At 67.2% G+C, this 12425-nt stretch carries 10 protein-coding genes; 8 read left to right on the top strand and 2 right to left on the bottom strand.

Annotated features, from left to right (window positions below):
* The first annotated feature begins 22 nt into the window (after positions 1 to 22).
* From ABJK40_RS20600 to ABJK40_RS20590, 3 genes are read left to right on the top strand one after another with little or no spacing between them, the layout of a single operon-like run.
* Positions 23 to 823: a histone H1-like repetitive region-containing protein gene (locus tag ABJK40_RS20600; RefSeq protein WP_348482625.1), complete on the top strand. Its 801-nt coding sequence runs from the start codon at positions 23 to 25 to the stop codon at positions 821 to 823.
* A gap of 25 nt (positions 824 to 848) precedes the next feature.
* Positions 849 to 1580, top strand: a complete 732-nt coding sequence (gene lspA / locus ABJK40_RS20595; protein ID WP_348482624.1) for a signal peptidase II — start codon at positions 849 to 851, stop codon at positions 1578 to 1580.
* Positions 1577 to 2494, top strand: coding sequence for an RluA family pseudouridine synthase (locus tag ABJK40_RS20590; protein ID WP_348482623.1), 918 nt, complete (start codon positions 1577 to 1579; stop codon positions 2492 to 2494). Before lspA ends, ABJK40_RS20590 begins: the two co-directional genes overlap by 4 nt.
* A gap of 137 nt (positions 2495 to 2631) precedes the next feature.
* Here ABJK40_RS20590 and ABJK40_RS20585 read toward each other — a convergent pair whose 3' ends face one another.
* Positions 2632 to 3096 (bottom strand): Rrf2 family transcriptional regulator, encoded by a 465-nt coding sequence (locus ABJK40_RS20585; protein WP_348482622.1) that lies wholly within the window; start codon positions 3094 to 3096, stop codon positions 2632 to 2634.
* 35 nt (positions 3097 to 3131) lie between these two features.
* Between ABJK40_RS20585 and ABJK40_RS20580 the strand changes: the two genes are divergently transcribed.
* The 5 genes from ABJK40_RS20580 (at position 3132) to ABJK40_RS20560 (ending at position 10058) form a co-directional block, all read left to right on the top strand.
* Positions 3132 to 4253: an alkaline phosphatase family protein gene (locus tag ABJK40_RS20580; RefSeq protein ID WP_348482621.1), complete on the top strand. Its 1122-nt coding sequence runs from the start codon at positions 3132 to 3134 to the stop codon at positions 4251 to 4253.
* Positions 4254 to 4271: 18 nt separating this feature from the next.
* Positions 4272 to 4859: a proteasome activator gene (locus ABJK40_RS20575; protein ID WP_348482620.1), complete on the top strand. Its 588-nt coding sequence runs from the start codon at positions 4272 to 4274 to the stop codon at positions 4857 to 4859.
* Between the two features lie 120 nt (positions 4860 to 4979).
* The gene (dnaE, locus tag ABJK40_RS20570; protein ID WP_348482619.1) at positions 4980 to 8576 is read left to right on the top strand and encodes a DNA polymerase III subunit alpha; all 3597 of its coding nucleotides are present in this window, start codon (positions 4980 to 4982) and stop codon (positions 8574 to 8576) included.
* Positions 8577 to 8639: 63 nt separating this feature from the next.
* Positions 8640 to 9299: a hypothetical protein gene (locus tag ABJK40_RS20565; protein WP_348482618.1), complete on the top strand. Its 660-nt coding sequence runs from the start codon at positions 8640 to 8642 to the stop codon at positions 9297 to 9299.
* A 126-nt stretch (positions 9300 to 9425) separates the two neighbouring features.
* Entirely contained in the window at positions 9426 to 10058 is a 633-nt protein-coding gene (locus ABJK40_RS20560; protein ID WP_348510386.1) for a nitroreductase family protein, read from the top strand.
* A 65-nt stretch (positions 10059 to 10123) separates the two neighbouring features.
* Here the strand turns inward: ABJK40_RS20560 and ABJK40_RS20555 are convergent, their stop codons facing one another.
* Positions 10124 to 12352, bottom strand: coding sequence for a thioredoxin domain-containing protein (locus tag ABJK40_RS20555; protein WP_348482616.1), 2229 nt, complete (start codon positions 12350 to 12352; stop codon positions 10124 to 10126).
* Positions 12353 to 12425: the final 73 nt, after the last annotated feature.

Below are 12425 nucleotides of genomic sequence, written 5' to 3'. Positions count from 1 at the left end.
GCCGAAGCAGACGGAGCACCTCATGGCCGCAGCGAAGAAGACCGCCCGCAAGAAGACCGCGACGAGGTCGGCGGCCGCACCGAAGGCCGCAGTGAGGAAGTCGTCAGCGAAGAAGACCGCAGCCAAGCAGACGACCGCAGCCAAGAAGACGACCGCAGCCTCCACGACGCCGGCCAAGAAGACCCCGGCGAAGAAGACGGCCGCGAAGAAGACAGCCGCGAAGAAGACGGCCGCCACGACTGCGGCCGAGAAGACCCCCGCCAAGAAATCTGCTGCGTCCGTCCGGGCCGCAGCTGCGAAGTCCCCGGCCGCAAGAGCCACAGCAAAGAGGATCGTGAACAAGAAGCCATCGTCACCACGTTCTGCTCTCCTGTCGAACGACGTCCCCGAGGTGCACGAGATCCCGCCGCCACGTGGCACGACCAAGGACGGCATCGCCTACACGAAGGACTTCGACGTGAAGTTCCTGAAGATGCAGCGCGAGGAACTCCAGGCGCGACGTGCGTCGGAGATCCGGCGCGCGACCCGACTCGAAGACGAGGCCGAGAGCCTCATCGAGGGCGGCGAGATGGGCGACGTCCAGTTCGACGACGAAGGTGGCGAAGGCGACACCATGGTCGTGCAGCGCGACCTCGATCGTCTCCTCTCGAGCCAGGCCCGCCAGACCGTCGAGGAGATCGACGAGGCCCTCGCCCGGATCGAGGCCGGCACGTACGGCTACTCCGAGGTGTCGGGTCAGCCGATCCCACGTGAACGTCTCGAGGCTCTGCCCGAGACCACGGTCCTCGCTGCCGAGAAGGTCAGTGGCGCCGGACGCCGATAGTCGCGTCAGCGCATGGCGAGCGCCCGTGGCGCTCGCTGTCGGTGTCGTCGTCGCGGATCAACTGTCCAAGCACTGGGCGGTCAACCGTCTCCGCAAGGACCAACCGATCGACGATCGCACGATCGACCTGATCGGCTCGTTGCGCTTCAATCTCGCGTTCAACAAGGGAATGGCCTTCAGTCAGGGCCAGGGGCTCGGGCCGCTGATCGCCGTCGTCGCCACGGTCGTGATCGTCTGGCTGCTGATCTCGCTGCGCACCACCGCCGGTCGACTCAACACGTTCGGGATCGGCTGCGTCATCGGTGGCGCCGCCGGCAACCTGATCGACCGGGCATTCCGACAGGAGGCGTGGCTGCGGGGAGGCGTCGTCGACTTCATCGACCTCCAGTGGTTCCCGATCTTCAACCTGGCCGACTCGGCGATCAACGTCGGGGCCGCGGCGCTGATCCTCAACGCCATCCTCGGTGCCCGACGGGCGGCGAGCGACGACGCGCTGTCCGACGGAGCGGCAACGAGCGACACGGACATCGATGCGGCCGACTCGGCTGCGTCCGATCCCGGCACGGAACCCGATGCCCCCGACCACGAGATCGACGGCGAGGTCCGGGTCGGCGCGGATCGCCGGACCGCGAACCGGATCATCGAACGTGGCATCGACGGCGGTGCCGCAACGGACGACGACGGGGTCGTGGCTTCCGACACCGTCGACCACGCCGACGAGAACGCCGCCGAGAGCGCCGACGAGGACGACGCATGATCGTCGAGGAGGTTCCGGCCGCTCTCGACGGTCAGCGACTCGACCGTATCGTGGCGCTGATCGGCGACATCAGCCGATCCGATGCGTCCAGCACCATCTCCGACGGCGGGGTGAAGGTCGACGGCCTCGCCGTCTCCTCGGGCAAGATCCGCCTGGTCGAAGGCCAGCGGATCGAGATCGATCCGGCCATGTTCCCGGTGATCGAACTCCCCGGACCGGACGCCGACGTCGAGTTCGGCGTCGTGCACGAGGACGAGCACGTCATCGTCGTCGACAAGCCGCCGGGCCTCGTGGTCCACCCGGGAGCGGGGAACAAACTCGGGACCCTGGCCAACGGACTGCTCCACCGATTCCCCGACATCGAAGACGTCGGTGATCGGATGCGGCCGGGCATCGTGCATCGCCTCGACGCCGGGAGTTCCGGTCTGCTCGTGGTCGCCCGGACCCAGGAGGCGGCAGATCGGCTGATCGCCCAGTTCGCCGACCACAGCGCCACCCGGGTGTACGACGCGATGGTGTGGGGCGTGCCCGATGCCCCGCACGGCATCATCGACGCCCCGCTGGGCCGCAGTCGCAGCGATCCGTTGCGCATGGCGGTGGTGGCCGACGGGCGTCCGTCGCGCACCGACTACCAGGTCATCGGTTCGTACTCGGAGCCGGCGTTGGTCTCGCGACTCGAGTGCCGCCTGGAGACGGGGCGTACCCACCAGATCCGGGTCCACCTGTCGTCGATCAACCATCCGCTGCTCGGTGACCCGACCTACGGCCAGCGGCGTCCGAACCTCGGTCTGCAGCGTCCGTTCCTGCACGCCGCACAGTTGCAGTTCGTGCACCCCGGCACCGGCGAACGGGTCACCCACCACAGCCCCCTCGCCCCCGACCTCCAGGTGTGGCTCGACAAGCTGGTCGTCTGACTCCTCCTCACCCCGACCCTCGCCGTGAGGATCGCCCCGTCCTGGGACGGGGTCTGGCTCACGTCGCCGGATGAACCGGCTGGGCGTGAGGATCGCCCCGTCCTGGCGCGGGGTCTGGCTCACGTCGTCGGAGTGGATCAGTGGAGGTGGTCGGGGAGGTGTGGCCACTCCGCTTCGCCTCGGCTGATCGAGGCGATCGTGGCCAGCGTGTACCCGTCGAGGTGCTGGCGCATGTGGGCGCCGGCCTGTTCCCAGATCGCGAGCAGCACGCACTGACCCTCGTGGTCGCACGCTCCGTCCTGGTGAGGTTGGCCGAAGTCGCCCAGCGTGATCGGGCCGTCGACGGCGGACACGATCTGGGAGAGCGTGATCTCCTCGGGTGACCGATTGAGGATGTAGCCGCCGCCGACGCCGCGTTTGGAGCGCACCAGGCCCGCACCCTTGAGTGCCAGGAGGATCTGTTCGAGGTACGGCTGGGGGAGTCCGGTGCGCTCGGCGATGTCACGCACGGAGGTGGGCGTCGGCGCGTTCGCGGCGTCGGTGCGCAACGCCAACGACAGGAGGGCACGACAGGCGTAGTCGCCGCGAGTGGAGATGCGCACGACTCGCAGACTAGGCGGTACGTACACTGTTCACAGTGAGTGCATCCGCTGTCCATCCGATCATCCCGGACTACGCGGGCGCCAACGTCAGAGGGATCGTGCCGGCGCTGCTGGGCCCGTCGTCGTGGGCCGACACCGTGCCCGAGTGGATGCCGGACGCGGTGCGGGCGGCTGACGCTGTTGTCCTGCTGGTGCTGGACGGGCTCGGATGGGATCAACTCCGCGAGCACGCAGCACTCGCCCCGACGCTGATGTCGATGCAGGGCCGATCCATCCACACCGTGGCCCCCACCACCACCGCCACCGCGCTGAGTTCGATCACGACCGGGCTCACCCCCGGTGAGCACGGCCTCGTCGGCTACCGGATGTCGCTGGGCGGCGACGTGATCAACGTGTTGCGCTGGGCGGTGGGTGAACAGCAGGTGCGTCGCTCGCATCCTCCGCGTGACGTCCAGACCTTCGAGCCGTTCCTCGGTCAGCGGGTCCCGGTCGTCGCCCAGGGCGAACTGCAGACCTCGGCGTTCAGCGAAGCTCACCTGCGGGGCTGTGACCCGGTCGGGTGGCGGGCGCCGTCGAGCATCGCGGTCGAGGCCGCCGCGCAGGTCGAGGCGGGCGAGCGGTTCGTGTACTGCTACTACAACGGCATCGACAAGATCGCCCACGAGCGTGGCTTCGGCTCGTTCTACGATGCCGAGCTCCGGTACTCCGATGCACTCGTGGCCGACCTGATGGCGGCCCTCCCGGCCGGCACGGCGGTGCTGGTCACCGCCGACCACGGTCAGGTCGACGTCGGCGACCGGATCATCCACCCCTCCGACGAGCTGCTCGGTCGGGTCACGATGCAGTCCGGCGAAGGCCGCTTCCGATGGTGGCACTGCCGCCCTGGCGACGTCGACGGGCTGGCAACAGCCGCTCGAGACGCCCACGGTGACGTCGCCTGGATCGTCACGAAGGAACAGATGCTCGACGAGGCGTGGTTCGGACCCACCGTGTCGCCGCCGATCCAGCGCCGCCTCGGCGATGTGGCGCTGTGCGCCCACGCCCCCGTCAGCTTCCACGAGGACGCCGACTCCGGTCCGTTCGAGTTGGTGTGTCGACACGGATCGCTCACGTCGGCCGAGGTCAATGTGCCGCTCCTTGGTGCATTGATCGACTGAACTGCCAGAATCGACGTCATGTCGAACACCTCCGATGACACGACCGGCCGCGACGAGAGCGGACCCGCCGACAGGACGCCCGAGGCCGAGAAGCCCGAGGTGGTCACGACCGGGACGGGGGCCCAGGTCGAGGTGCCTGCCGACGAGGCGTCGTCGGACGAGGACGACGCGGAGGAGCAGTCGGCGATCACCGAGCCCGGCAAGGTGATGCGCATCGGGTCGATGGTCAAGCAGCTCCTCGAGGAAGTGCGTGCCGCCGATCTCGACGAGGCGTCGCGCGAGCGTCTCGCCGAGGTCTACGAACGTTCGATCGTGGAGTTGTCGTCGGCCTTGTCGCCCGACCTCCAGGAAGAGCTGCGGATGCTCTCCCTGCCGTTCGACGAGGACGGCATCCCGAGCGAAGCCGAACTCCGTGTCGCCAAGGCGCAGCTGGTCGGCTGGCTCGAAGGGCTGTTCCACGGCATCCAGGCCAGCCTGATGGCACAGCAGTTCGCCGCCCAGCAGCAGTTGCAGCAGATGAAGCAGATCCCACCCGGCCAGGGCCAGCCGGGTCATGGTCAACCGAGCGGGCCAGTCGCCCCGCCTCAGACCGGCACCTACCTGTGATCCACCCGGTCCGTCGGGTTCCGATCGGGACGGACCGTCCGCAGTGGCATGACGGCCCCGGTCGCCCGGGAATCCGCGCCCTGGAATCCCTGATCACATCGCTGTAAGTTGTTCCGCCCCATGGCCGACTCGTTCACCCATCTGCACGTCCACACCGAGTTCTCGATGCTCGACGGCGCGTCGCGGTTGGACGAGATGGTGGCCAAGGCGGTGCAGGACGGTCAGCCCGCCATCGGGATGACCGACCACGGCAACATGTACGGCACCCTGGACTTCTACAAGGAGTGCAACAGCCAGGGCATCAAGCCGATCATCGGCACCGAGGCCTACATGGCCCACGACCATCGCTCCGAGCGCCCCTCACGCCGTGGGCGGGTCGACGATTCGGGCGGCGAGACCCAGGGTGGCAACAAGCTCTACTACCACCTCATCCTGCTGGCGGAGAACAACGAGGGCTACAAGAACCTGATCCAACTGTCGTCGCTCGCGTTCATGGAGGGCTACTACTACAAGCCCCGCATGGACTGGGAGTTGCTCGAGAAGTACTCGACGGGCCTGATCGCCACGAGCGGTTGCCTCGGCGGTCACGTGCTGCAGTCGCTGCTCAACGGTGACGAAGCGGGTGCCCTGGAGAAGGCGGGCCGGCTGCAGGACATCTTCGGGCGCGACAACTTCTTCATCGAGATCCAGGACCACGGCATCCCCGCCCAGGCCGAGACCAACCCGAAGCTGCTGGAGATCGCGAAGAAGATCAAGGCGCCGTTGCTCGCCACGAACGACAGCCACTACACCCACCAGCACGACCACGACGCACACGACGCTCTGCTGTGCGTGCAGACCGGGTCGCTCATGTCGGACCCGAAGCGCTTCAAGTTCGCCGGCTCGGACCACTACCTCAAGACCGCAGCCGAGATGCGGTACCTGTTCCGCGAGATCCCCTCGGCCTGCGACAACTCGCTGTGGATCGCGGAGCGGGCCGACGTGGAGATCGAGTTCGGCAAGCCGCTGCTCCCGAACTTCCCCTTGCCGCCGGGCTTCGACGACGACGAGGCATATCTCCGTCACCTCACCCAGGAGGGTGCCGAGAAGCGCTGGGGCACACAGGTCCCCGCGGCCGCGGTGGAGCGCTTGGCGTACGAACTGTCGGTGATCTGCGACATGGGATTCGCGTCGTACTTCCTGATCACGTGGGATCTCATCAAACACGCACGGGACAACAACATCCGCGTCGGGCCGGGCCGTGGTTCGGCGGCCGGTTGCGCGGTGGCATATTGCCTGTGGATCACCGACCTCGACCCGATCGAGTACGACCTGCTGTTCGAGCGCTTCCTCAACCCGAGCCGCATCTCGATGCCCGACATCGACATGGACTTCGAGACCCGCTACCGCGACGAGATGATCCGGTACGCAGCCGAACGGTACGGACGTGACCACGTGGCCCAGATCGTCACGTTCGGGTCGATCAAGGCGCGCAACGCGGCGCGTGACGCGGCCCGTGTGCTCGGCTTTCCGTACAGCGTCGGCGACAAGATCGCCAAGGCGATGCCCCCGCTCGTGATGGGTCGTGACACGCCCCTGAAGTACTGCTTCGAGGACATCCCCAAGTATCACGACGGCTACAAGGCCGCCGCCGACCTGCGGGCGATGTACGAGACCGATCCGGAGATCAAGCAGGTGATCGATGTCGCGAAGGGCCTCGAAGGTCTGAAGCGCTCCGACGGCATCCACGCGGCGGCCGTGGTGATCACCAAGGATCCCGTCACGGACTACGTGCCGATCCAGCGCAAGCCCGAAGCCGGCAAGAACGCCGAGGACGCCCCGGTCGTGACGCAGTTCGAGATGCACGGCGTCGAGTCGCTCGGCCTGTTGAAGATGGACTTCCTCGGTCTGCGCAACCTCGACGTCATCTCCGACGCCGAGGCGATGATCCGCGAACGCCACGACCCGGAGTTCGACATCGAGAAGACGCGACTGGACGACAAGAAGACCTACGAGTTGCTGTCACGCGGCGACACGATCGGCATCTTCCAGCTCGAGTCACCGCCGATGCGCCAGTTGCTCAAGGCGATGGAGCCCAAGACGTTCCCCCACATCGCCGCCGTGCTCGCGCTCTACCGACCCGGGCCGATGTCGGTGAACATGCACTACGACTTCGCCGACCGGATGAACGGTCGCCAGGAGGTCAGCTACTTCCACGAGGACGCCAAGGAGGTGCTCGGCGACACGTACGGCCTGATGATCTACCAGGAGAGCGTGATGCGCGTGGCGCAGAAGTTCGCCGGGTACTCGCTGGCCGAGGCCGACAACCTGCGCAAGGCGATGGGCAAGAAGTCGCGGGAGGTCATGGCCCAGGCACGCCAGGCCTTCGAGGACGGCGTCGTCGCAGCGGGGTACGGCGACGAGATGGGCCCGATGCTGTTCGACATCATCGAGAAGTTCGCCGACTACGCCTTCAACAAGAGCCACACGTTCGGCTACGGCCTGATCACCTACCAGACCGCCTACATGAAGGCGCACTACCCGGTCGAGTACATCGCATCGTTGCTCACCAGCGTCAAGAACAACCTGGACAAGGCGGCCACCTACCTCGCCGACTGCCGCTCGATGGGGATCAAGGTGCTCCCTCCCGACGTGAACCGGTCGCTGATGAACTTCGGCGCACTGTCGCCCGAACAGCTCCCCGAGGGAGTGACGGTCGCTGTCGGCAGTCCGGGGGCGATCACGTTCGGCCTGTCGGCGGTGCGCAACGTCGGCGAGGCACTGGTCGAGCTGCTGATCGCGGAACGCACCGAGAACGGACGCTTCGACAGCTTCCACGACTTCGTCGAACGGGTGCCCGAAGGGGTGCTGAACAAGCGCACGATCGAATCGCTGATCAAGGGTGGCGGCTTCGACTCCCTCGGCCACGACCGCCGAGCGCTGCTCACCGTGTTCGAACACATCATCGACACCACCGTCAAGCGTCGCCGCGAGGAGGCCAAGGGGGTGATGTCGCTGTTCGGCGACTACTCCGGTGACGGCGGGTCGGGCGACGGCGGCGCCGATTCGGGCGGTTCGTTCAACGAGCGGACCCCGATCCCGACGGACATGGAGTTCGACAAGTCCGACAAGTTGCGTTTCGAGAAGGAGATGCTCGGGCTGTACGTCTCGGACCATCCGCTGTTCGGAGTCGAGGGCGCACTGAAGCGCAAGGTCGAGCACAACCTCATCGACCTCTCGAGCATGGAGGACGGAACCCCGGTCGTCGTCGGTGGGGTGATCACGAATCTCGCCCGCAAGTTCACGAAGAAGGGTGACCAGATGGCGGTGTTCGTGCTCGAGGACCTCGACGCCTCGATCGAGGTCACGATCTTCCCCCGCACGCTCGCCGAACAGGGTCACAAGTTGGAGGACGACCTGATCGTGTCGGTCAAGGGCCGACTCGACCGTCGCGACGAGTCACGCTTCGGGATCATCGGCCAGACCATCACGGTGCTCCAGGGACTCGGTGACGGCCCGGCCACCCCGCTGCGGCTGCGTCTCCATGCGTCGTCGTTGGACGAGTTGAAGATCCAACGGCTGAAGCGGATCCTCAAGGAACATCCGGGCGAGTCGGTCGTCCTGATCGACATCGGCCAGCAGAAGGTGCTCAAGCTGTCCGACGAGTTCCGTGTGGACATCGACCGCGTCGTGGGCGAGTTGCGCATGGCGTTCGGCCACGACGCCGTGCTGCTCTGAGCCCTCGTCCGGCACCATCACGGGGTTTCTGGCATTTCGACGCAGTGCTGTAGAATGGGGACAATGGCCCTGGATGTTGTGACCAATGACGCCTCCGCGCTCACGGAGGAAAATCTCGAGGAACTGGCGGGCATGGACGAGGCGTTCGGCGTCGAGCAGTTGCTCAAGGCGCAGGAGGACTGGGTACTGATCACCACGGCTCGTTTCGGCAGTTCACTGCAGGGTTTCACCTTCTCGACCCTCGAGCGGATCGGGGGCACCCCGTGCGTCCTGATCGGGTTGATGTCGGTCAAGCGCACGTCGAAGCGCGACCAGGTGCTGCGTGGGCTGATGGGTGAGGCATACCACCGGGCGCTCATGGCGTTTCCCGACGAGGACGTCGTGGTCGGCTCGCGCTTCGTCAACGCCGACGCCCGGATCGCCTTCAAGGACCTCGACGGGCTCACGCCGTCGCCCGACGAGGATGCCGTCGGCGAGGAACGGGCCTGGGGGCGGCGTCTCGCCAAGCGGTTCTCGATCGACAAGAAGTACGACGCCAAGACGTTCACGGCCAGCACGGGCGCCCAGGACGGCTACCTCGACTTCGAAGCGCTCGATCCGACGAAGGTCGACGCCGACCTCGTCGCGATGATGCGCAGCGTCCCGGCCGACAAGGGCGGGGCGATGGTCGTGTACGGATGGACCATGGCCGAGGATCTCGTCAAGCTGGGCAAGCGGTCCTGACCGGGGCCTGACCCACCGGAACGCACCACGCGTCGATCCAGTCCGATCGGCGTCCGGGACCGACGAGCGCGTCGAGGAGGGATGTCGTGGCCGCACACCACCGCAGTTCGCGGCGAGCAGGAAGCGATGAGTGAGTTCGCCGACGTCGTCCGCAACCGGCGGATGACCCGATCGTTCTCGACTCGACCCGTCGATCCGACCGTGCTCGATTCGCTGGTCGACCTGGCCGCACGGTCACCCAGTGCCGGAAAGACCCAGGGCTGGCACCTCGTCGTGCTGGAGGGGGCCGACACCGCCCGCTACTGGGACATCACGCTGCCGGTCGCTCGCCGGGCCGGGTTCCGCTGGACCCGACTGCTGGACGCGCCGCTGTTGCTGCTGGTCCTCGCCGATCCCGACGCCTACGTGGCGCGGTACGGGGAGCCGGACAAAGCCGCCACCGGTCTTGGAGCGTCCGCCGACGCCTGGCCCGCCCCGTACTGGACCATCGACGCATCGATGGCGGCGATGACGTTGCTCCACGCCGCCGAGGACGCGGGGCTCGGTGCGCTGTTCTTCGGCGTGTTCCAGCGCGAGGACGCGGTTCGCGCTGCACTCGCCGTCCCGGACCGCCTGCAGATGATCGGGGCGATCGCTCTCGGGTATCCGCACCAGGACGAACCCGGTGGCGGCGCTCCCGGTCGGCCCGACACCTCGGGGCGCTCCGCGGCACGGCGTCGGCGGCCTCCGGCGGAGATCATCCACCGAGGCGGTTGGTAGCCGCCGACACGTCACGCGTCGACCCGTCGTGTCGGGTTCCCCGGCCTGGTTCCCCGTGGTGGCGTTCAGGCGTCGGGCCCGGCCGTGTCTGCCGTGTCTACCGTGTCTGCCGCCTTCGTGACGGTGTCCTTCGCGAGCGCGCCACCGGTGAGCGCACTGACGAACTCGTCGGTGGTGGCGGAGGGAGCGCTGCACACGTGGTCCTTGCACACGTAGGCGAAGCCCGGCGTCCGATCCTCCCAGAGGGGCGAGTCGTACGGCTCTCCCCACGCGAGCACGGCATCGGGACGCCAGATCGAGTGCGCGACCCTGACGAAGTCGGCCATGTCGTGCTCGGCGCCGTCGCCGTCGGTCCCGCCCGCGATCACCACCTCGGTGGTTCCGCGCCGCATCAGGTCGGCGGCCAGCAGGGCGTGGGAGAACATGCCGACCTTGTCGTCGACCTGGGGTGCGAGCAGTTGGAGGATGCGTTCGGCGTGGTTGGCGTACCGCAGTTCGCCCGTCAGAGCCGCCAGTCGCTGGAGTGCGATCGCCGCCATCGAGTTCGCCGACGGCGTCGCATTGTCCGAGATGTCCTTCTGGCGCGAGATCAGGTGCTCGCCGTCCTCCGCGGTGGTGTACAGCCCGCCGAGGCCGGGGTCGAAGAACCAGTCGAGAAGCGTGTCGGCGGTGGCGCGTGCCTCGGCGATCCAACGCGCCTTGCCGGTGGCTTCGGCGAGTCGGGTGAATGCGTCGATCAGTGCGGCGTGGTCGGCGGCGAGGGCGTCGTGGCGTGCGGGCGGGTTGCCGTTCTCCTGCCAGGACCGGTACCAACGTCCGTTCCCACCGCGCATGTTGTCGATCAGGAACTCCGCGTTGAGTTCCGCTGCATCGAGCCACGGCTGGTGGTTGAACACGGCAGCCGCCTGGCTGAGTGCGGACAGGAAGAGTGCATTCCACTCGAGCAGGACCTTGTCGTCGAGGCCCGGCCGCGGGCGCGTCGAGCGGGCCTCGAGCAGGCGGGTGCGGACGAAACTCATCGCGTCGGGACGTACGAGGTCGTCGCGGTGCGCGATCCGGTTCGGAATCGACCGGCCCGTCGCCACGATCGGGCCGACTTCCGCGGTGTCCTGTGCGGCGGCCCCAGCGTCGGCGTCGGCCCCCTCGGTCGCATCGGCATCGGTCGTCGTACCCGGGTCGTCGCCCGCCCGGTCACCGACCGGTCCGCTCTCGTGCCAGTTGCCCTCGTCGGTGATGTCCCAGTACGCGAGAGCCTGTTCGACGATCTCCGGCTTGGTGTTGCCGAGGGCGGCTCGGACCTCGTCGGGAGTCCACGTGTAGAAGGCGCCCTCGACGCTCGCACCGTGGGCGTCGAGCGAATCGGCGTCCTCCGCCGAGTAGAACCCGCCCTCGGGATGGGTGAGGGTGCCGAGGACGTACTCGATGGTGTCCTGGATGACCTGGCGCCACTGCGGTTCGCGGAGCACGACGATGGCGTGGAGGTAGGTCTGGGCGAGCAGTGCCTGGTCGTAGAGCATCTTCTCGAAATGTGGTACGTGCCACTGGCGATCGGTCGAGTAGCGGGCGAATCCGCCACCGATGTGGTCGAACATGCCGCCGGCCGCCATGGCGTCGAGGGTGGTCACGATCACCTCGCGCGCGGCGCTCGATCCACTCGTCATGTACGCACGCAACATCAGCTCGATGTTGAACGTCGACGGGAACTTCGGCTCCTTGCCGAAGCCGCCGTGGTCCCGGTCGAACGCGCGCCCCAGCGTCTGGACCGCGGTGTTCAACTGTTCGACCGTCGGGATGTCCTTGCCCGGTGCGAGCTGGGCGGTCGCATCGATCGCCTTCATCATCTGCTTCGCGTTCTTGGCGACGTCGTCGGGTCTGGTGCGGAACACCTCGTCGATCGCGGGCAGCAGCTTGAGGAAGCCGTCCTTCGGGAAGTAGGTGCCTCCGTAGAACGGTGTGCCGTCGGGGGAGAGGAACACCGTCATCGGCCAGCCGCCTCGGCCGGTCATCGCCTGCACGGCGTCCATGTAGAGCGAGTCGACGTCGGGGCGCTCCTCGCGGTCGACCTTGATGTTGACGAACATGTCGTTCATCAGGGCTGCCACCTCGGCGTCCTCGAAGCACTCGTGTGCCATCACGTGGCACCAGTGGCACGCCGAGTAGCCGATCGAGAGCAGGACCGGAACGTTGCGCTCGGTCGCCGCAGCGAACGCTTCGGGCCCCCAGGCGTACCAGTCGACCGGGTTGTCCCGATGCTGTCTCAGATACGGCGAGGTCTCATCTGCCAGGCGATTCACGGAGTCGAGGGTACCGACGGCGATCGTGGGAGACAGGAGCCCGGTCCGAGAGCGAGGTTCGGTCTCGCTACCG

The organism is Ilumatobacter sp. (assembly GCF_039969435.1).
Lineage (GTDB): Bacteria > Actinomycetota > Acidimicrobiia > Acidimicrobiales > Ilumatobacteraceae > Ilumatobacter_A.
Note: the sequence above shows the minus strand (reverse complement) of the source record. Positions and strands in the feature narration are given on the sequence as shown.